Source organism: Syntrophaceticus schinkii (genome assembly GCF_000946815.1).
In the GTDB taxonomy this organism is placed as follows: Bacteria; Bacillota; DSM-12270; order Thermacetogeniales; family Thermacetogeniaceae; genus Syntrophaceticus; species Syntrophaceticus schinkii.
This window is the reverse complement of sequence record NZ_CDRZ01000262.1, coordinates 1-19,596: the sequence shown is the minus strand read 5'-3', so window position 1 is coordinate 19,596 and position 19,596 is coordinate 1. Positions and strand designations below refer to the sequence as shown.

The window sequence follows — 19,596 nt, the reverse complement described above, 5'->3', positions numbered from 1 at the left end:
CCTCGTTGAATAAGATCCTCATAGCCAACCGCGGCGAAATTGCCGTACGGATTATCAGATCATGTCGTGAGATGGGCATCAAAACCGTTGCTGTATACTCGGAGGCGGATCGGGAGTCCCTTCACGTCAGATTGGCTGATGAGTCTGTGTGTATCGGGGGGGCACACCCTACACAAAGCTATCTGAATATTCCAAATATTATCAGTGCGGCACTGATCAAAGATGCCGCGGCGATTCACCCCGGTTACGGGTTTTTGGCGGAGAATTCTTTTTTTGCCGAGGCCTGCCAGGAACAGGGAATCAAATTCATTGGCCCACCTGTTGCAGCAATGGTCTCTATGGGTGCCAAGGCACAGGCGAGATCCTTGATGGCTGAAGCGGGAGTGCCTGTTGTCCCGGGTTCACCTGGACTGGTCAAGAGTGATGATGAGATCGCCCGCATTGCCGAAGAGATCGGTTATCCAGTGATGGTCAAGGCATCAGGCGGGGGGCGGTGGGCGCGGCATGCGCATTGCCATGAACAGAGACCAATTGGCCAAATCTGTCCAAATGGCCCGCCAGGAGGCAGAGGCTTCATTTGGGGATGGCGGCCTTTATCTGGAGAAGTTTATCGAACAGCCGCGGCATGTTGAATTTCAAATCTTGGCTGATGAGCACGGCAATGTGGTGCATCTGGGGGAAAGGGACTGCACCCTGCAGAGGAGGCACCAGAAGTTGGTGGAAGAGACCCCCTGCCCGGTGCTCAACCCGGAGATCAGGACGAAGATGGGGGATGCTGCGGTGCGTGCTGCCATGAAAGCTAATTATGCCGGAGCAGGCACAATAGAGTTCCTGCTGGACCAGGATGGAAATTATTATTTTATCGAGATGAATACCCGCATCCAGGTAGAACACCCGGTGACTGAGTGGGTGACCGGCATCGACCTGGTTGCTGAAACCATCAGGATCGCCGCAGGTGAGGAACTGGGCTATTCTCAAGATGATATTAAGCTGCAAGGTGTCGCTCTGGAATGCCGGATCAATGCCGAAGACCCCCATCAAGACTTTGCACCCTGCCCCGGACTGATTTCTTTATATCTGCCCCCAGGGGGGATTGGGGTGCGAGTGGATAGTGGTGTTTATTCCGGCTGCCGGATCTCTCCCTTTTACGATTCCCTTATTGCAAAGTTGATCACCTGGGGACGCAACCGCCAGGAGACCATTCAACGGATGGAGCGCGCCCTGAGCGAATTTCAGATCGAGGGCGTAAAGACAACAATACCCTTTCTACAAGACTTGATGCAAAACGATCAATTCCGCCGCGGCACAGTGGACACCTCCTTTATAAACTCACTGTTAGACTAAACCCCTACGCTATATGGTGTCTGCTATTACCGCCCAACCTGTATATACAGCTATATACAGATTCGCCTTTTTGGCGCCCATTTGGTGACAGTCACCATTTTGGGTAACTTGTCTATACAAATGAGCCTTTTTGGTGACAGTCACCTTTTTTTGGTAACTTGTCTATACAACAGATAAAATATTTGCAATTCCGTTTGTGGCTGGTATAATGGGTTGTAGATTGGACATAATTAGCAAAATCGAAAAGGAGGGTGGGGCGAAATGGAAGTAACCAACCTTGAGGAGACTGGGCGTACATCTCTAGGAGCAATTAGAATCGCCAATGAAGTTGTGGCTGTTATTGCAGGTCTGGCGGCAACGGAAATCGATGGGCTTGCCGGGATGAGTGGGGGTATTGCCGGTGGTTTTGCTGAGATGTTGGGTCGCAAGAATCTGTCTAAGGGTGTTCGGGTAGAGGTCGGAGAAAAAGAGACCGCTGTGGACATCTTTGTGATCGTGGAATACGGTGCCAAGATACCGGATGTTGCCTCAAGAGTGCAGGAGAATGTCAAGCATGCCATTGAAAGTATGACCGGACTTAAAGTGCTCGAGGTAAATGTTCATGTGCAAGGTGTTTCATTCCCTGAAGCCAAGGATGAGCAGCGCGTCAAATAGGAAGACGAGAAGGAGTTAAAGCCTTATGCGAAAGCAGCTTTTCTTTCTGATTATTTTCGCATTGATCATAATTTTCATATCTGGGTGTGCACTTGCGGTTGCCCTGGACTGGATTCAGCCACTGGATCAGGTAAATACTTTTCTGGCTGTATCAGGCAACAGGTGGGGTACAGCAGTCGGTAGCGCATTTTTGCTCCTGCTGGCTCTTTGGGCATTGGTGACAGCAATTCGGGTTCCCCGGGAGCGTGATGTGGTTATACACGAATCCGGGCTGGGCAGTGTGGAAATTGCTGCGGCTGCTCTGGAGAGTTTGATTCGACGGGCTGCCCGGGATGTGCGGGATGTGCGGGAGGTCAAACCGGTCTTGCGTACAGACCAGGACGGACTGGTGGTCATGCTGCATATGAATGTTAACCCTGATGCCAATTTGCCTGATATTTCCCGGGATGTTCAGGAAATCGTGCAAGAGCATCTGGAGAAAAAGGCTGGGGTACAGGTTTCTAAGGTGCAGGTGTTGATCCAAAGTGTTGCCGCAGATATACGCCCTCGGGTGGAGTAGAAAGGGAGTACCTGATATGGGTAGAAACTTTTCTGAGATTTTGCAGTACCTGTTAGATAACCACCGGGGAAAGTTGCTGGGTTTAGTCCTGGGACTGGTGATTGGTCTGCTCATTATCTCTTTCGGCTTCTGGAAGTCAATTCTGGTTATTCTTTGCGTTATCGCGGGTTTTTTTCTGGGAAAGCGCTTCGATGAAGGGGGAGGCCCAGGGGACTGGTGGGAGCGTTATTTTCATTAATTGAGCGGGCCCAGCCAAAGGATATGAAGGGGGGTCCGGCCATTGGGCAGACGGTGGGCCAGAGAAATCGCACTACAAGTTTTGTTTCAGGTTGATCTCGTTGATGCAGAACCATACAGCGCTCTGGATTATTTGCTAAAAGAGCACACTGTACCCGATGATACGGCTGTTTTTATCCGTTCCCTGGTGAAGGGAACACTTGAACATTTGTTTGAGATAGATGATTACATTGAACGCTATGCCATCGAATGGGATTTGTCCCGTATGGCCAATGTCGACCGCAATATCTTAAGAATGGGGCTTTATGAGATGCTCTATTGCCAGGGGACACCCCTCAATGTGGCCATCAATGAGGCCCTGGAACTGGCCAAGACATTCAGTCATGAAGAGGCACCACGCTTTATCAATGGTATTCTTGGCAAGATTGCTGAAGAAATGAACAGAGATCCCGGCAACACCATCTAAAAGCCGGGGTTTTTTATTTTAGGAAAAAGGGAAGAAAGTTTTACTCTGCATGGCAGGAATTTGAATGATCTGTTACGAATATAATCCCTAGGCGTATTGGTGTTTTTGGATACTTATGTAGCGAACTTTCAAAGCATAAGAGGGATAACCCCGCAGCAGATATAATACTTATCTGCGACAGGGGGTTTTGAGAAAACTGCAAGTTTAAGCTGGGGATGGGGGTGAACCAGGGGTATCTTTTTGGTTAAAATATTCTTATAAAAGAACAAGGAGGAGGAAAGATGCCAGCACAACTTTTAAAGGGCAAGCCTATTGCAGACAAGATTAAAGAGGATGTCAAAAAAGAGGTTGAGGATTTAAAGGCCAAGGGAGTTTCTCCGAGCCTGGTGGCGATCCAGGTAGGCGAGAATGAGGCATCCAAGGTTTATACCAATGCTCAGAAGAAAAACGCTGAGCTTTGCGGTATCAAATATGACCTACAAGAATTGCCTGCAGATATGACACAGGAGCAGTTGATCAAGCACATCGACGGATTGAACAAGGATCCCAATGTTACCGGGATCATTCTGCAGATGCCTGTGCCTGAGCAGATCGATGCCAAGGTATGCCAGTGGAGAATCGCATATGAGAAAGACATTGAGGGTGTTACACCCACCAATATGGGCCTCGTTACCTTTGGTGAGCCCAGACTGGTACCCTGCACGGCTCAGGGTGCATTTGAGCTGATCAAGTCTACAGGTGTTGACCTTTACGGCAAAGAAGTTGTTGTTGTCGGCCACAGTGACATCGTGGGCAAACCGGCAGCACTGCTGCTCTTAAACAGCTTCGGCACAGTAACAGTTTGCCATATTGCAACAGGGCAGAGGGGGTTGACTGAAGAGCACGTACGCAGGGCCGAAATTTTAGTTGTAGCAGTAGGAGTACCCCACCTGGTCAAGGGTGATTGGGTCAAAGAGGGTGCCATCGTTGTTGATATTGGAATCAACGTCAAGGATGGCAAGCTTTTGGGCGATGTGGAGACCGAGGTTGCAATGGAAAAAGCCGCCTGGGTCACCCCGGTTCCAGGTGGTGCCGGGACTGCGACAACAGCCATTTTGATGCGCAACACTGTTGAGGCAGCCAAGTGGCAGTTGGAGATGAAGCAGTCCTAAGATCACTGCATGTTAATGGAGAACTGGATCCCGGGGGAGGTGTTCCAGTTCTCCTTTCCTTGTCGAGAATAGACTGTAAAAGGAGGTTTACTCGATGCCAGCTGTGCGTATCAATGGAAAGGAAATGGCGGCTGAGGTGCGGGCGGCGCTCACCAAAGAGGTCGAAGAGCTCAAAAAGAAGGGTATTACACCCGGTATGGCCACTGTTTTAGTGGGTGGTGCTGAAGACTCCGCCGTTTATGTGCGTAACAAAGGCAAGAATTGTGAAGCTGTAGGTGGATATGCTGAACTCCATCACCTGAGTGAAGATACAACTATCGAAGAACTGATGGGCCTCATTGACCGGCTCAACAAAGATGAGAAGATCCATGGGATCCTGGTCCAGCTGCCCTTGCCGGGAGAGCTTGACAAGTATGAAAAACAGGTGATGAATTCTATAGATCCGGATAAGGATATCGATGCCTTCCATCCCATGAACCTGGGTAACCTGATGATCGGTGATCAGTGCTATCTGGGTGTGACCGCCAATGCCTGTGTCAAAATGCTGGAGAATGTCAATGTTGATTTTAAGGGTAAGCACGCTGTTGTTGTGGGCTGGTCTATTGAGATCGGTAAGCCTGTGACCATGATGCTCTTTGAAAGAGGATGCGCGGTTACCCTGGTGCACCCGGATGAGGATTTTGCACCCTATACCAAACAGGCGGATATTATCATCACTGAGTTGGGCAAGCCAAAGGCGATCACCGGTGAGATGATCAAGCCGGGTGCTGTAGTAATCGATACGGGTTCCAACTGGATCGACGGTAAAACCATCGGGGATGTGGACTATGACAGCGCCGTAGAGGTAGCCGGCTGCATCACCCCGGTTCCCGGCGGAGTGGGACCGATGCGCATCATTATGTTGATCTACAACCTTGTGGAAGCTGCCAAGCGATTAGGTGGGGTGTGACAGTTATAGAGCGGAGAATTTACCAGGTAGGCGAGGTTAACGCCTACCTGCGCAGTCTCCTGGAGGCTGATCCCTTATTAAATGATCTCTGGGTGCGGGGAGAAATATCAAATTATAAGCGCCACAGCTCAGGGCATCTCTATTTCACATTGAAAGATGAAAGAGGCCGTCTGAGGTGTGTGATGTTCCGCTCCCGGGGAAGAGGTCTTTCTTTCCTCCCCTCTGATGGGATGAGGGTTCTGGCTCGGGGATATGTCAGCATTTATGAAAGGGATGGTTTGTGTCAGTTTTATGTTGAGGAGCTTACACCCGACGGGCAGGGGGCTCTTTATCAGGCATTCTGCCAGTTAAAGGAGCGTCTCCAACAAGAGGGCCTGTTTGCACCTGAACATAAAAAGGATATTCCTCTCCTTCCCCGCAGGGTTGGTGTGATCACATCACCAACCGGTGCTGCCTGGCGCGACCTGATCACAGTGATCAGGAGGCGTTTTCCGGAGATGCCGGTGGTGCTGGCGCCATCAGCTGTCCAGGGGGAGGATGCTCCAGGGGAGATCTGTTCCGCTCTTCAAGCTTTAAATAAGAGAGAGGATATCGATGTGGTAATTGTGGGGCGCGGGGGAGGTTCCCTTGAGGAGCTTTGGGCCTTTAACACTGTTGAGGTAGCCCGCGCTATTTTTTGTTCCCGCATCCCGGTGGTCAGTGCTGTAGGACATGAAACTGACCATACAATCTCCGACCTGGTAGCTGATCTGCGGGCACCGACACCATCCGCGGCGGCGGAGATGGTTGTTCCCCTCCGCAAGGAGTTGGAGAGGAAGGTGTGTCAGTGCCAGGAGAGGATGACCAGGTGTATCCACCAGAAGCTGCAGGGAGCACAGGACGATATCTGCTCCTATTCGGTCAAGAATCTGGGGGCTCTTCTTTACCGCAATGCCTTTATCCATAAGCAGGAAGTGGGTCACTACAACTCACGCCTGCTGCAGAGAGCCCAGCTCACCGGTGAGGATGCCTCCATGAAAGTGAAGGCCCAGGCCGGTAAGCTGGAGGCATTGAGCCCACTAAGGGTTCTGGAAAGGGGTTACAGCATCTGTATCGATGCCGTGTCCGGGGAATTGATTCAGGACAGCGGTATGGTAAGCAAAGGTGACCAGGTGAGTGTGATACTCCGCAAAGGGAGCCTTGACTGTGAAGTGAAGGGAACGAAGGAGGAAACGGCGTGGAGCAGCAGCAAAATCTAGATGACTCCTTGACCTTTGAAGAAGCCATGGAAAAGCTGGCAGTGGTTGTCAGTGAGCTGGAAAAGGGTGAACTCTCTTTGGACGAATCCCTCATAGCTTTTGAGAAGGGGATCAGACTTCTGGGCGTCCTCACCAGGAGGCTCAATTCCTTTGAGGAACGGGTGGAGGTGCTGCTTCAGGGTTTTTATAGTGAGGCACCCGACTGGTTACAGATCCGGGAGTCTGGGGGTAGGACAAAGTGAACTGGGAACAGGCTTTGGGTAGTAAAGCAGAACTGATCAACACTGCCCTGGATTTGCTGTTGCCACGGGCCTCTGCTTATCCTTCTCCTATCCATGAGGCTATGCGCTATAGCACCTTGGCCGGGGGAAAACGCCTGCGCGGTGCCTTTGTTATCGCTGTAGCTGATATTTTAGGGACTGATGGAGAACGAGTTCTGCCGGCAGCCGCTGCATTGGAGATGATCCATACCTATTCTTTGATTCACGATGACCTGCCGGCTATGGATGATGATGATTACAGGCGTGGTAAACCAACCTGTCATAAGGTATACGGGGAGGCGGTAGCCATACTGGCCGGGGATGCACTTTTGACCCTGGCCTTTTGTACCCTCTCGCGGCTCCAGGAAAAAGGGTTTGAACCCGGAGTGGTGCTCCGGGTTATCCAAGAGGTGGGTAAAGCCGCTGGTTCCCAGGGGCTTATAGGCGGTCAGGCAGTGGATCTGGATTCCGAAGGGGTAAAGGTGAGTAAAGAAACACTGGAATACATCCATAACCACAAGACCGGAGCACTTTTTTCCGCATCTGTAAGGTGTGGTGCCCTGCTGTCCGGTGCCGGTGATGAAGAGCTGCAAGCCCTAAGTGAATATGCTAAGGGATTTGGGCTGGCCTTCCAAATCACCGATGACCTGCTGGACCTGACCGGTGATCAGGAATTGCTGGGGAAAAAACCCGGCAGTGATCTGGCCAAAAACAAGGCAACCTTCCCGGGGATTTTGGGGATCGGTGAGGCGATCAAACTTGCAGAAGATCAAGTCAAGAAGTGTCAGCTGAGCATTGCCCGCTTTGGCCCCCGCGCGGACTTTTTGAGGGGTGCAGCCAATTACCTTTTGACCAGGAAAAGATGAGCAGCGAATAACCACTTATTGCTGCCAATTTGTTTTGAGATATGAATATGTTATAATATTGCTCACCAGATATATAGATGAGTATGAGCAGGTGGTGCAGTATTCTAGTCGTAGAGACCTGTTTCGAAGGCGGGCCTAAAAATCCGTCACGGGCACATCAATGAAGTTCCTGGTGCTGGCTTTCGACGCCCAGTTGGGGGCTTGTGCTGGGAGTTAAGGAGGAAGGGCGATCTACAATGGCATGTAGGCGTTGACCCTCCCTCCGCGGAGGCTCAAGTTTGTGGCTAAATGCTACGGCTTTGAGTTAAACCTGCATGCGGTACCGATTAGTGCTGTGTGCAGTGTAGCCTGCCTTGAGTGGTGCTGGTGAATGCCTTGTATAATGGCTTGCCACTGTAAGGGCCCTTACAGCCAACAGCCAGAGCTGAAACCTTCACTGCAAAAGAGGCTAAAAACAGTTTGAAACGCCGAGGAAATCTCCTAGACTGTCTGCTGAGGCGGCTCCTGCTGGGGATTAAAGTGTGGACTGAGTGGTAATCTAGCCCTGCTGTCGGCAACGAAGCAGAACAAGGTTAAAAGGGAAACCACCAGGACGGCGACGTCCGGCACCTTGTTGGGAAAACCTGCTAGACCTAAGCCGCAATATTTACCCAACAGGAGACCACCTGCTTGTTTCATATTTATTTTATTATTAGGGTTGGAGGAAAAGGTGGTGAACCTTACCCCAACCTATTTACTTAATATTTCGTGGGTGACATTGATGTCTGACAGAAACAGATGGCTGCGCCGTGGGCTAAAGACCGCACTTCTGACATTTGTTCTCAGCCTTCTTTTCAGCTACATATCTGATATCTTCCTTGGGAAAATAACTGTTATTGCTTTAGCATTACTATTCCTGCTGTTAATTATTCTTATTGGTGTCCTATTTGATATGATCGGTTTTGCTGCCGCAGCAGCAGAGATGGGCCCCTTAAATGCCAGAGCGGCCAACAGGGTCTGGGGGGCACGACAGGCGGTAAAATTAGTTAAGAACGCGGATCAGGTATCTATTTTTTGTAATGATGTGATGGGAGATATCTGTGCCACGGGTGGGAGGTGCTATTGGGGTTGCGATAGTCTTCCGGCTGATAGCAAGCAGTCCGGGTCTTGATACAACACTGTTGACCATAGTGATCACAGGGTTGGTTGCTGCGCTGACCGTTGGGGGCAAGGCTGTAGGCAAGGGAATCGCTTTAAATGAAGCCACAGAGGTTATGCTTCGCATTGGTCAAATTGTTGCTTGGGTGGAGAAACTAACAGGGCAGGAATTATTTTCGACAAAAGGGAAAAGGTGAATCGCTGTGTTTTTAGAAACTATTATGACACCCTCAGATTTAAAGAAGCTGACATTTGATCAGATGGAGAGACTGGCCCAGGAGATCAGGTCCTATCTACTGGAGGTCGTATCCCGTACTGGAGGGCACCTGGCGCCGAATCTGGGAGTTGTTGAACTCAGTATAGCACTTCATTATGTTTTTAATTCCCCCCAGGATAAGATTATCTGGGATGTAGGGCACCAAAGCTATGTTCATAAAATTTTGACAGGCCGCCGGGAGGAACTGAAAACCCTCCGGCAGTTCAAGGGATTGAGCGGGTTTCCCAAGCGCTCTGAAAGTGTTCACGATTGTTTTGAGACCGGGCACAGCAGCACATCTATTTCTGCCGCATTGGGTTTTGCGCTCGCCCGGGACCTTAAACAAGAAAAGAACTCTGTGATAGCTGTGATCGGGGATGGGGCACTGACCGGAGGAATGGCCTATGAGGCCTTAAACCATGCGGGACAGCTGGGAACCCGCCTGATCGTTATCCTGAATGATAATGAGATGTCCATCACGCGGAATGTGGGAGCTATGTCCGGGTATCTCAGCAGGCTGCGCACAGATCCCCTCTATCACAGGAGCAAGGAGGATGTCAGGGAGGTCCTGCAGCGCATCCCCAATATTGGACCAAAGATGTTTAAAGCAGCTGAGCGCTTTAAGGACAGTGTCAAGTATCTGCTTGTATCCGGGATGCTCTTTGAAGAGTTGGGCTTTACATACCTGGGGCCCATCGATGGGCACAATCTGAGAATACTTAACCAGGTTCTGGAGCGTGCCAGACTGCTTCCTGGGCCTGTGTTGCTGCATGTAAAAACTATCAAGGGAAAGGGTTATCCCCCTGCCGAAAAGCAGCCCAATAAATTTCATGGGATCGGTCCCTTTGATCTGAAAACCGGGAAAACACGCCCGCGGCGTGTACCCACCTTTACAGAGGTCTTCGGTAAGGCTGTGATCAAGATAGCCGAAGACCATCCCGAATTGGTGGCCATTACAGCAGCTATGTCTGAGGGAACTGGTTTATGTGAATTTTCCAGGAGATACCCGCGGCGGTTTTTTGATGTGGGGATCGCTGAACAGCACGCGGTTACTATGGCAGCAGGGTTGGCTCAGACAGGATGTCTCCCGGTTGTGGCCATCTACTCTACCTTTTTGCAGCGGGCATATGATCAGATCGTCCATGATGTTGCCCTGCAGAATTTGCATATCATATTTGCTCTGGATCGTGCAGGTATTGTGGGTGAGGATGGAGAAACCCATCAGGGTGTTTTTGATCTTTCATACCTGCGCCATATTCCCAGGATGACTGTGATGGCGCCCAGGGACCAGAGTGAACTGGTGGCTATGCTGAAGAGTTCACTAAAGTATAGTGGGCCTATAGCTATCCGTTATCCCAGGGGATCAGGCCCCCAGGAAGAAGTGGATTACCGTCTGCCGGTGCTTCCCTTTGGCAGAGGAGAGCTTCTCCGTGAAGGGGAGGATCTGGTGATACTCGCTGTGGGCCCCCTGGTTTACCAGGCTCTGGAGGCAGCGGAACAGCTCTCCATGAAGGGGAAAGAGGCCGCTGTGATCAACTGCCGGTTTGTCAAACCCCTTGATGAGGAGTTGATTCTGGAGTGGTCAAACAGGACAAAAAAGGTTATTACTATAGAAGAGAATGTGATAGCAGGAGGCTTTGGAAGCGCTGTATTAGAACTGCTGGCAGACCGCGGTTTTAATGGTGAAGCAGCCAGAATGGGTATTCCTGACAGTTTTTTAGGGCATGGGGCACCTGATCTATTATGCCGGAGCATCGGCTTGAATGCGGCAGGTATCATTGATTTAATAAAATCGAAGGGCTGGCTTGACAGCTGATGAGCAATGCCAAGAAAAGACGCATCGATCAAGTCCTGGTGGATAAGGGTTTCTTCACCAGCCGTGAGCGCGCACAGCGGAGTTTGATGGCAGGTGTTGTTTTTTACGAGGGGAGAAGGATAGAAAAACCCGGGACTTTAATTGACCCGGCGGGGGAAATCCAGGTAAAAGAAGACCCCTGCCCCTATGTCAGCCGCGGTGGGCTTAAACTGGAGGCAGCTCTGCGGGAATTTAATATTTCTGTACAGGGACGAGTGGCCCTGGATGCCGGGGCCTCTACCGGGGGTTTTACTGAGTGCCTTTTGCGGTGGGGGGCAAAAAAGGTTTATGCTGTAGATGTGGGGTATGGGCAGCTGGCCTGGGAACTGCGTCAGGACTCACGTGTGGCAGTGCTGGAAAGGACAAATCTGCGTTATCTCACTCCGGTTGAGTTAGGGGTGAGGGTGGATTTGGTGACTTTGGATCTCTCATTTATTTCACTTGAAAAAATATTTCCTGCTGTGAAGGAACTGCTGAATAGCAAGGGAGAGGTTATTGCCCTGGTCAAGCCTCAGTTTGAGGCGGGTCCGAAACTGGTGGGCAAGGGAGGCATTGTCAGGGATCCCGCAGTTCACCGAAAGGTTATTGCCAAAATAATAGAGAAAGCGATGGAGTTGGGATTTCAATACAGGGGGGTTACCTATTCACCTGTTTGCGGAGCAGAAGGCAATATAGAATTCTTCATGTATCTCGGCACAGGTGATCCGGAGGTGGATGAGAATTTCCTGCCGGAGGTCGAGGCTATAGTAGAAAAAGCACACTCTATACTGATGGACCGGCACTGCAATTGATAGTGAGGAGGCAAAGATGAAACAGATAGGTTTGGTTGTTAATTTGCGCAAAGTCCGGGGTGGAAGGTTTCTTGATATCCTTGTAGAATGGTTTGAACAGAGAGGAGTCAAGGTTGTCATCCCCCAGTCCACAGAACTGATGTATATACCCCCTTTCGGCTGTCCTGAAATCGATTTTCAGGAAGAGGTTGACCTGATCATGGTACTGGGAGGGGATGGTACACTGCTGGGGGTGGCGCGCCAGGTAGCAGATAAGGGAATTCCCATTCTGGGTGTCAATCTGGGTCAATTGGGATTTCTCACTGACCTGGAGATGCCGGATCTGTTCCCCTGTTTAGAAAAATTAGTGGAAGATGATTATGAAATCGAATCCCGTATGATGTTGGATGCTCAGGTTCTGCGTGAGGGTTCACCGGTGAAAAGCATGATCGCATTTAATGATGTGGTGATTGCCAAAGGGCCGATCTCCAGGATAATCAGACTGGAGACCTATGTGGGCAGCGACTACCTGGCAACTTATCGAGCGGACGGAATTATTGTCGCATCACCTACCGGTTCCACTGCTTATTCCCTTTCCGCAGGTGGACCGATTGTCAATCCTGAGCTGGAAATAATGATTGTCACACCCATTTGTCCTCATACACTTCATGCCAGACCCTTCATTCTCTCTGATCAACAGGAGATTCGGATAATTATGAGAACTGATACCTCAGAGGTGATGCTTACCATAGATGGACAGGTGAGTTTGCCTCTACAAAAAGACGATATTATTGTGGTTCATAAAGCAGATGTTTATACAAGGCTTGTCAAAGTGAAAAAGCGCTCCTTTTCCGAGGTTCTGCGTCTGAAATTTCGGGGAGGAAAATAACAGAACGGGGGAAAGTGGTATTATTTATGAAACTGCGAAGGCAACGCCTTATCCTGGAAATTATTGATGAAAAACCAATCACCACTCAAAGCCAGTTGGCGGAGGAACTGCTGGAACGCGGCATAAAAACTACCCAGGCGACTATCTCGCGGGATATCAAGGAATTGCATTTGATCAAGGTTTCTTTTGGACCCGAATCTTACCGTTATGCCAGGCCGCAGCAGATGGATCCGCCTCAAAGTTTCGAGCGGATGCGGCGTCTGTTCCGGGAGAATGTGGTGAAACATGATTTCTCAGAAAACCTCATTTTGATCAAGACGCTGCCCGGAGCAGCCCACAATGTGGCGTTTGCCATTGACAATTCAGGCTGGAAGGAACTCTTGGGAACCGTTGCCGGGGATGATACCATCCTGATCATTATCAAACAGCGTGATGCTGTCTGCCAGGTGATGGAGCGCATTGATCAGATGTTGAGGTGAGGGGTATATTATGCTGATTCAGCTTGTGGTCCGCGACTTCGCCTTGATCGAAAATATAGAATTGATGCTCGGCCCGGGTTTAAATGTACTGACCGGGGAAACAGGAGCAGGCAAATCGATTATTGTTGATGCCATGAATCTGCTGGTGGGGGAGCGCGCCTCCAGTGACCTGGTTCGCACAGGTGCTGAAAAAGCTCAGATAGAAGGGTATTTTGATTGCAGCCGCTGCCTGCCGGTTGAGGAAAAGATAGCTGAACTGGGACTGCCCCTCAGTGAAGACCATACACTCTTGCTTGCCCGTGAGGTACACTCCGCGGGGAGAAGTGTTTGCCGGATCAACGGGCGGGCTGTTCCCTTGGCTATGTATCGCCCTTTAGGAGAACTGCTTGTGGACCTCCACGGGCAGCACGAGCACCAGTCATTGCTGCGTGTCAGCCAGCACCGCGAACTGCTCGATCGTTACTGTGGTCAAACTGTCTTGCAGCAGCGTTCTTTAGTTGGGAAAATATATCGACAGATGATACAGCTGCAAGAGGAATATAAAAAGCAGCAGCTGAGTGAAAATGAAGTGAAGCGCCGTTTAGATTACCTCCAATACGCGATAGAAGAGATCGACCATCTAAAGCCTACTCCAGGGGAAGAGGATGAACTGAAGAAAAAAAGAGACCGCCTGCGTTACGGTGAAAAACTGATGGTTTTTGCTCAGGAAGCCTTAGTTGAATTGAAAGAAAGCGACGGCAACCTGATCCCTGCCATCGATCTGCTGCGCAGGGCTGCGGAAAAGCTTGAAGATATTGCGCAGATTGACAGCGAAGCAGAGGAAATGTCCCAATCGATGAAGGATATCCTCTTTCGCCTGGAAGATGTCATCGAAAAGCTGAGGTCCTACCTGGAGCAGCTGGATTTCAATCCTGATTATGCCAGGCAGGTGGAAGAAAGACACTTTGCACTGCTGGACCTGATGCGTAAGTATGGTGATTCCCTTGACCAAGTTTGTGCCTTCCGTGAGGAGGCCGCGGCGGAAATGGAAAATCTGCAAGGGGCAGCTCAGCAGAAGGAATTTTTAGAAAAAGAGTACCGGAAAACGCAACAAGAATATGATTTAGAGGCAAAAAAACTCAGTTCACTGCGGCGGGAGGGGGCAGCTTCCTTTTCCAGTGCTGTGGCAGCGGAGCTTCATGGATTGGGTTTGGAAAATGCCCGTTTGGAAATCGGATTTACACAATTGCAGGAACCCACTGCTGCAGGCTACGATAAGCCGGAGTTTGTATTCAGTGCCAACCCCGGGGAGCCGCTCAAACCCCTGGCCAAAATTGCTTCAGGTGGGGAGATGTCCCGGGTGATGTTGGCGCTCAAGGTTGTTTTGGCCAAAAACGATCAGATTCCAACACTGATCTTCGATGAGATTGATGCCGGGATTGGGGGTCTGACCTTGATGGCGGTCGCTGATCGCCTTGCTAAAATAGCAGTGGACAAGCAGGTTCTGTGTGTTACCCATGCCGCCCATATCGCTGGGCGTGGGCAAACACATTTTCATGTAGAAAAGTCCATTGACCGGGGAAAAACGCAGATCAATGTTTCTTTACTCAATCCCGAAGAAAGGCTGGATGAGATAGTGCGTATGCTTGGTGGCACCTCAGATGAAGAAGTAACGAGGAATCATGCCCGGCAGATCCTGAAAAGTGGAGAGGAGTGATCTAAAAGGGTATAAAATAAACGGGAAAAGGTTACTTTAAAAATCGGAGGAAGTTCAGCCAGGAGACATTGTAGGAGTGAAGCATTATTAAGACCACCGATCGGCGCAAGATTCTTGGTCTTTTTTTCTTTGTTCTCATTGCTGTAACCAGCTACATCTTCCTGGTTCAGTTTGCTGCTGTTGCCCCCGCCCAACTGCGGGTCAATGTGGGGGACAAAGTGGCGCTGGATAATCTTTTCCCAGGCTGTATATCGACGCGTCTAACCGCCCGGGTGTTCGAGGAGGAAGGGGTGCTGCAGTGGAGGGAGGGGAAGAAGCAAAATTTTTCTCTGCTGCAAAAAGAATCTCCCATAGCTGCAGTTCCGGGCGATGTTAAGTTGGATTTACGCCTTTTTGGGGTGATTCCCTTTAAAAAGGTCACCCTGCAGGTGGTTCCTCCGGTTAAAGTGATGGCAGGTGGGCATTCCATCGGTGTGCTCCTCACTGCAGACGGTGTGATGGTTGTGGGATACTCCCATATTACACTGGAAAATGGCAGTAAGGTATGCCCTGCCAAAGAGGTTGATCTATTGCCAGGGGCCTTGATTTTAAATGTCGAAGGTACCGCAGTGCACAGTGATCTCCATCTCAGTTATCTGATCGATCACCTGGCCAGGAAGAAGGAAGAGATCCGGCTTAGGGTCAAATACCAGGAAAAGACGAAAGAAATAAAGGTAAAACCGCAGTTTTGCCGTGAAACACGTCGCTATCGTATCGGGCTGCTGGTGCGTGATGGTGCTGCAGGTGTGGGAACTCTTACCTTTTATGATTCAAAAACAAAAAAGTTCGGTGCATTGGGTCATATAATTACAAACTCCGGAGCGCCTGGAGCCTGGGATTTCAAGAATGGCAGGATAGTTCCCGCATCAGTCCAGTCAATCCAGAAGGGTCAACCGGGGAAGATTGGGGAAAAGATTGGCTTCTTCGGAGAAAAAGGTATCTCTGGTAATATAACTAAAAACACTCAATTCGGTATCTTCGGTGAACTGCGTTATAATTTAGCAAATCCTATCTTCTCCAAACCGCTGCCTGTGGCTATGGGTCACCAGGTCAAGGAGGGGCCGGCTACCATACTTACTGTATTAAAGAACGAGAAGATTGAAGCATTCCAGGTTTCCATTCAAACTGTTTTTTCAAGGCCTCGTTCCGATGGCAAAGCATTGATCATTAAGGTTACAGATCAGAAATTAATCAGTAAAACAGGTGGTATTATTCAGGGAATGAGTGGAAGTCCCATCATTCAAGAGGGGAAACTGGTGGGTGCAGTAACCCATGTTCTGATCAATGATCCAACAAAGGGATATGGGGTGCTGGCAGAGGTGATGTTGGAAGAAGCAGGACTGCTGTCTGAGCGCAAAGAGGGGGTTTCAGGGGGATTTTCCAGTGTTGTTTCTGGGAACAGAATTTGAATCATTGTTTTTGATTATCTTCCAGAATCACTTATAATTCGAGGAAGGAAATAGTTACCTGTGTGTCGAATGTAATTTTAATGAAAAGAAGGATTAATAAAACAAGAAATAATGCGATTAGGGGGCGAAAAGCTTGAGCAGTCAGGTTAAAATCATGATAGTGGATGATAACAGAGATTTTTGCGAAATTTTAAAAGAATACTTCGAGGGGCTAGAAGATTGTGTTGTTTCCGGGGTGGCGTATAACGGTTTACAGGCACTGGACCTGCTGACAGAGGAGCTTCCGGATGTGGTTATCCTGGATCTGATTATGCCACACCTGGATGGAATCGGGGTCCTGGAAAAAATCTCGATGGATTACGGTGAGGACAGGCCAAAGGTGATCATACTCACCGCCTTTGGACAGGAGGCAATGACGAGGCGGGCAGTGGAATTGGGGGCCAACTATTACATTCTCAAACCCTTTGACCTGGAGATCCTGGCCAATCGCGTGAGGGAGTTGGCCAATAATCAGGTGGGGCAGATCCAAAACTCACTTCCCCGAACCCGCAATCTGGATGTAGAGGTCACCAATTTGATGCACCAGATGGGGGTTCCGGCACATGTGCGGGGCTACCAGTATATCAGGGATGCCATTCTCATGGTGGTGGAAGAGATGAGCCTGTTGGGGGCGGTTACCAAAGAGCTTTATCCGGCCATTGCTGAGAAGTACAATACAACTCCCAGCAGGGTGGAGCGTGCGATCCGGCATGCCATCGAACTCGCCTGGGACCGCGGTAATGTGGAACTGATGAATAAATTTTTTGGATACACCATTGATGTGGAGAGAGGGAAACCTACCAACTCAGAATTCATAGCAATGGTGGCTGACCGGCTGCGGGTAGGGACGAAAGTGGGCTGATTGCTTGCAAGCTGACAGCGCATAGTTTAAAATAAAAGCAAGTAAAATGGCGAGGCTGGTGTAAATGGACATTAAGGGAAAAGCGAAGGTTGATAAGCGCACTAAAAACCTCGTCAAGCGCCTACACAGTCATGATATAGCTATAATAGACCATGCAGACCTCGATGAGCTTGCGGCAGAGACCCTGCTCTACTGCCGGCCAAAGGCTATAATCAATGCCAGTTCCTCGATAACTGGCAGGTATCCTAATGCGGGTCCTCTTAACCTTATCAAGGCAGGGGTCCCGCTTTTCGATACCGCGGGTCCTAAAGTCATGCAGGATATTCATGACGGAGACGAACTGCTTATCTCCGGGGAAGAGATTATCTGCAGGGGCAAGTGGGTTGCACGGGGTACACTGCTTACGGAATCTATGGTCCGCGAGAAAATGGCCGCTGCCGCACAGAATGTAAAAAAGGAATTGGCCAAGTTTGTAGATAATACCCTTGATTATGCTCAAAGGGAGCAGGGGCTGATCCTGGGGGAATATCCTGTTCCTCGGCTGCAAACAAAGATATACGACCGGCATGCTCTGGTTGTTGTGCGTGGAGCGGGATTCCAGGAGGATATTTTAGCTGTTAAGTCTTATATCGATGAGATAAAACCTGTGCTGATAGGTGTTGACGGTGGGGCCGACGCTCTGATGGAACTGGGTTACCGCCCGGACATCATTGTCGGTGATATGGACAGTGTATCTGATCATGCCCTGATATCAGGTGCGGAAATAGTTGTCCATGCCTATCCAGATGGCAGAGCGCCGGGATTGGAAAGGGTTAATGAGCTTGGTTTGCAGGCTGTTGTTTTTTCCGCTCCGGGAACCAGTGAGGATATCGCTCTTCTTCTGGCTTACGAAAAGGGGGCAGAGTTGATTGTTGCTGTAGGAACACACACCAATATGATCGACTTTCTGGAGAAGGGGCGCCCAGGGATGGCCAGCACTTTTCTGGTCCGGCTCAAAGTCGGTTCGATTCTGGTTGATGCTAAAGGGGTAAGCAAGCTTTACCGCCAAGGGTTTAGGTTAAAGCATGTGGCACAAATCATTCTGGCTGCACTGCTTCCCCTTGTTGTGATTATCATTGTATCTCCATCAACAAAGAGCTTTCTTAAACTTTTGATTATGCAGGTTAAACTGATGCTGAGGATATAGTTTTTCTGAGAGGTCAGGTGGTAGGTTACCGAATCCTCCCGGAAATGGTGATACTGGTGCTGAGGATTTAGTTTTTCTGAGAGAGGGGGAGTTTACTTGATTATCGATATAAAATATCATATCGCTTCACTTACTGCTGTTTTTCTTGCTCTGGGTATCGGGATCGTAATTGGAACCTCCATGATCGGGAGTGATACCATCACAAAACAGCAGAGGAATATCATAGATGGCATTGAAAAAGAATTTACTATCTTAAGAGAAGAAAACAAGCAAAATACTGAGGCCCTTCTCCAGGCGCAAGAAGAAATGTCGCATCAGCAGCAGTTCAATCAAAATGTCTTGCCCTTGTTGGTGAGGGACAAACTTAAGGGGCGGAAAATAGCCATTGTGGATATCAATTATCACAGGGAACACGATGGGTTGGCTAATGTGCTTCGCTCATCCGGGGCTGATGTGCAATCAGTCACAATAATCAATTTAGGCTTGTTGAAAGATGAGAATTTAAACAAACAGACCGCGGGTATGCTGGGGAAATCGAAGGATACCGATCTTGAAAAATATCTGCCTGATCTGGCAAAGCTGTCAGCGGAGGCCATTGCTGCCGGGGAGAACAGCGATCTGGTCAGATTTTTGGAGGACAACGAGGTTGTCAGGATCTCGGGGTACCATGGCCCTCCCCTCCAGGATGTGGTACTGATCGGGGGTTCCGCAAAAAAGGAAGAGGATTATTTTAAAAAGTTCGATCAGGTCATGATCAAGGCCTGGCAGAAAGCGGGCTTAAATGTTTACGGGGTTGAAGATAGTGATACCGCTGTTTCTTATATGCGTTATTACCAGAATGCGCATCTCTCCACTGTAGATAATATTGATACTGTTTATGGCCAGGTGTCCCTGGTGATGGCTATGTACGGTTATCCAGGGCAGTATGGTATTAAAGAGACAGCGGAGGCATTCATCCCCCCTCTGGAATAAGGATGTGAACTTTGTTTGATTTCTGTATTGATTCCTGCTTACAATGAGGAGGATGGGATCTTTGATACTGTCGATTCCGTTCTTCATGTGCCAGGGGTAGATCAGGTAGTTGTTGTGGATGACGGGTCTCAGGATGAGACAGCTGGACAGGCCAGGCTGGCGGGTGCCCAGGTGATTAGTCTCCCCCAAAACTGCGGGAAAGGTATGGCTATAAATCAGGGGGTATCTCATCTTACTCAGCCGGTCATCGCGCTGCTGGATGGGGACCTGGGGTCAAGTGCAC

Annotated in this window: 23 protein-coding genes; all 23 read left to right on the top strand. The window is 49.6% G+C overall.

Features of this window, described 5'->3' with window-relative positions; genetic code table 11:
* Window positions 1–5 precede the first annotated feature (5 nt).
* Window positions 6–632 (top strand): biotin carboxylase N-terminal domain-containing protein, encoded by a 627-nt coding sequence (locus SSCH_RS22515; RefSeq protein ID WP_269746201.1) that lies wholly within the window; start codon window positions 6–8, stop codon window positions 630–632.
* Window positions 517–1,344 (top strand): ATP-binding protein, encoded by an 828-nt coding sequence (locus SSCH_RS22510; protein ID WP_269746202.1) that lies wholly within the window; start codon window positions 517–519, stop codon window positions 1,342–1,344. Before SSCH_RS22515 ends, SSCH_RS22510 begins: the two co-directional genes overlap by 116 nt.
* A gap of 261 nt (window positions 1,345–1,605) precedes the next feature.
* Window positions 1,606–1,998, top strand: a complete 393-nt coding sequence (locus tag SSCH_RS12425; RefSeq protein ID WP_044665739.1) for an Asp23/Gls24 family envelope stress response protein — start codon at window positions 1,606–1,608, stop codon at window positions 1,996–1,998.
* A 25-nt stretch (window positions 1,999–2,023) separates the two neighbouring features.
* Entirely contained in the window at window positions 2,024–2,557 is a 534-nt protein-coding gene (gene amaP / locus SSCH_RS12420; protein WP_044665738.1) for an alkaline shock response membrane anchor protein AmaP, read from the top strand.
* Window positions 2,558–2,573: 16 nt separating this feature from the next.
* Window positions 2,574–2,795, top strand: coding sequence for a DUF2273 domain-containing protein (locus SSCH_RS12415; protein ID WP_044665737.1), 222 nt, complete (start codon window positions 2,574–2,576; stop codon window positions 2,793–2,795).
* 42 nt (window positions 2,796–2,837) lie between these two features.
* The gene (gene nusB, locus SSCH_RS12410) at window positions 2,838–3,260 is read left to right on the top strand and encodes a transcription antitermination factor NusB (protein WP_044665736.1); all 423 of its coding nucleotides are present in this window, start codon (window positions 2,838–2,840) and stop codon (window positions 3,258–3,260) included.
* Window positions 3,261–3,541: 281 nt separating this feature from the next.
* The gene (locus SSCH_RS12405; protein WP_044665735.1) at window positions 3,542–4,411 is read left to right on the top strand and encodes a bifunctional 5,10-methylenetetrahydrofolate dehydrogenase/5,10-methenyltetrahydrofolate cyclohydrolase; all 870 of its coding nucleotides are present in this window, start codon (window positions 3,542–3,544) and stop codon (window positions 4,409–4,411) included.
* 94 nt (window positions 4,412–4,505) lie between these two features.
* Window positions 4,506–5,360 (top strand): bifunctional 5,10-methylenetetrahydrofolate dehydrogenase/5,10-methenyltetrahydrofolate cyclohydrolase, encoded by an 855-nt coding sequence (locus tag SSCH_RS12400; protein ID WP_044665734.1) that lies wholly within the window; start codon window positions 4,506–4,508, stop codon window positions 5,358–5,360.
* Complete coding sequence (xseA, locus tag SSCH_RS12395) at window positions 5,357–6,598, top strand: exodeoxyribonuclease VII large subunit (RefSeq protein WP_198142453.1); 1,242 nt, start codon at window positions 5,357–5,359, stop codon at window positions 6,596–6,598. The genes SSCH_RS12400 and xseA overlap by 4 nt, the downstream gene beginning before the upstream one ends.
* Complete coding sequence (gene xseB, locus SSCH_RS12390) at window positions 6,577–6,840, top strand: exodeoxyribonuclease VII small subunit (RefSeq protein WP_198142452.1); 264 nt, start codon at window positions 6,577–6,579, stop codon at window positions 6,838–6,840. Before xseA ends, xseB begins: the two co-directional genes overlap by 22 nt.
* Complete coding sequence (locus tag SSCH_RS12385; RefSeq protein WP_044665733.1) at window positions 6,837–7,724, top strand: polyprenyl synthetase family protein; 888 nt, start codon at window positions 6,837–6,839, stop codon at window positions 7,722–7,724. The genes xseB and SSCH_RS12385 overlap by 4 nt, the downstream gene beginning before the upstream one ends.
* Before the next feature lie 760 nt (window positions 7,725–8,484).
* Window positions 8,485–8,874, top strand: a complete 390-nt coding sequence (locus SSCH_RS12380) for a hypothetical protein (protein WP_198142451.1) — start codon at window positions 8,485–8,487, stop codon at window positions 8,872–8,874.
* A complete protein-coding gene (locus SSCH_RS19495) occupies window positions 8,813–9,058 on the top strand; it encodes a hypothetical protein (protein WP_198142450.1) in 246 nt (81 codons plus the stop codon). The genes SSCH_RS12380 and SSCH_RS19495 overlap by 62 nt, the downstream gene beginning before the upstream one ends.
* Window positions 9,059–9,064: 6 nt before the next feature.
* Window positions 9,065–10,933, top strand: coding sequence for a 1-deoxy-D-xylulose-5-phosphate synthase (gene dxs, locus SSCH_RS12375; RefSeq protein ID WP_269746200.1), 1,869 nt, complete (start codon window positions 9,065–9,067; stop codon window positions 10,931–10,933).
* Window positions 10,933–11,763: a TlyA family RNA methyltransferase gene (locus SSCH_RS12370; protein WP_044665731.1), complete on the top strand. Its 831-nt coding sequence runs from the start codon at window positions 10,933–10,935 to the stop codon at window positions 11,761–11,763. The genes dxs and SSCH_RS12370 overlap by 1 nt, the downstream gene beginning before the upstream one ends.
* A 16-nt stretch (window positions 11,764–11,779) precedes the next feature.
* On the top strand, window positions 11,780–12,631 hold the full coding sequence (locus tag SSCH_RS12365; protein WP_044665730.1) for an NAD(+)/NADH kinase: 852 nt from the start codon (window positions 11,780–11,782) through the stop codon (window positions 12,629–12,631).
* A 26-nt stretch (window positions 12,632–12,657) separates the two neighbouring features.
* Complete coding sequence (gene argR / locus SSCH_RS12360; RefSeq protein ID WP_044665729.1) at window positions 12,658–13,110, top strand: arginine repressor; 453 nt, start codon at window positions 12,658–12,660, stop codon at window positions 13,108–13,110.
* A 10-nt stretch (window positions 13,111–13,120) separates the two neighbouring features.
* A complete protein-coding gene (recN, locus tag SSCH_RS12355; protein ID WP_044665728.1) occupies window positions 13,121–14,806 on the top strand; it encodes a DNA repair protein RecN in 1,686 nt (561 codons plus the stop codon).
* An 83-nt stretch (window positions 14,807–14,889) separates the two neighbouring features.
* Window positions 14,890–16,254, top strand: coding sequence for a SpoIVB peptidase (spoIVB, locus tag SSCH_RS12350; protein WP_332306939.1), 1,365 nt, complete (start codon window positions 14,890–14,892; stop codon window positions 16,252–16,254).
* Between the two features lie 133 nt (window positions 16,255–16,387).
* Entirely contained in the window at window positions 16,388–17,155 is a 768-nt protein-coding gene (gene spo0A, locus SSCH_RS12345; RefSeq protein ID WP_198142449.1) for a sporulation transcription factor Spo0A, read from the top strand.
* A gap of 64 nt (window positions 17,156–17,219) precedes the next feature.
* A complete protein-coding gene (gene steA / locus SSCH_RS12340) occupies window positions 17,220–18,341 on the top strand; it encodes a putative cytokinetic ring protein SteA (RefSeq protein WP_044665726.1) in 1,122 nt (373 codons plus the stop codon).
* Window positions 18,342–18,437: 96 nt separating this feature from the next.
* Window positions 18,438–19,313 (top strand): copper transporter, encoded by an 876-nt coding sequence (locus SSCH_RS12335; protein WP_044665725.1) that lies wholly within the window; start codon window positions 18,438–18,440, stop codon window positions 19,311–19,313.
* A gap of 15 nt (window positions 19,314–19,328) precedes the next feature.
* On the top strand, window positions 19,329–19,596 hold a 268-nt coding region (locus SSCH_RS12330), incomplete at its 3' end, for a glycosyltransferase family 2 protein (protein ID WP_044665724.1).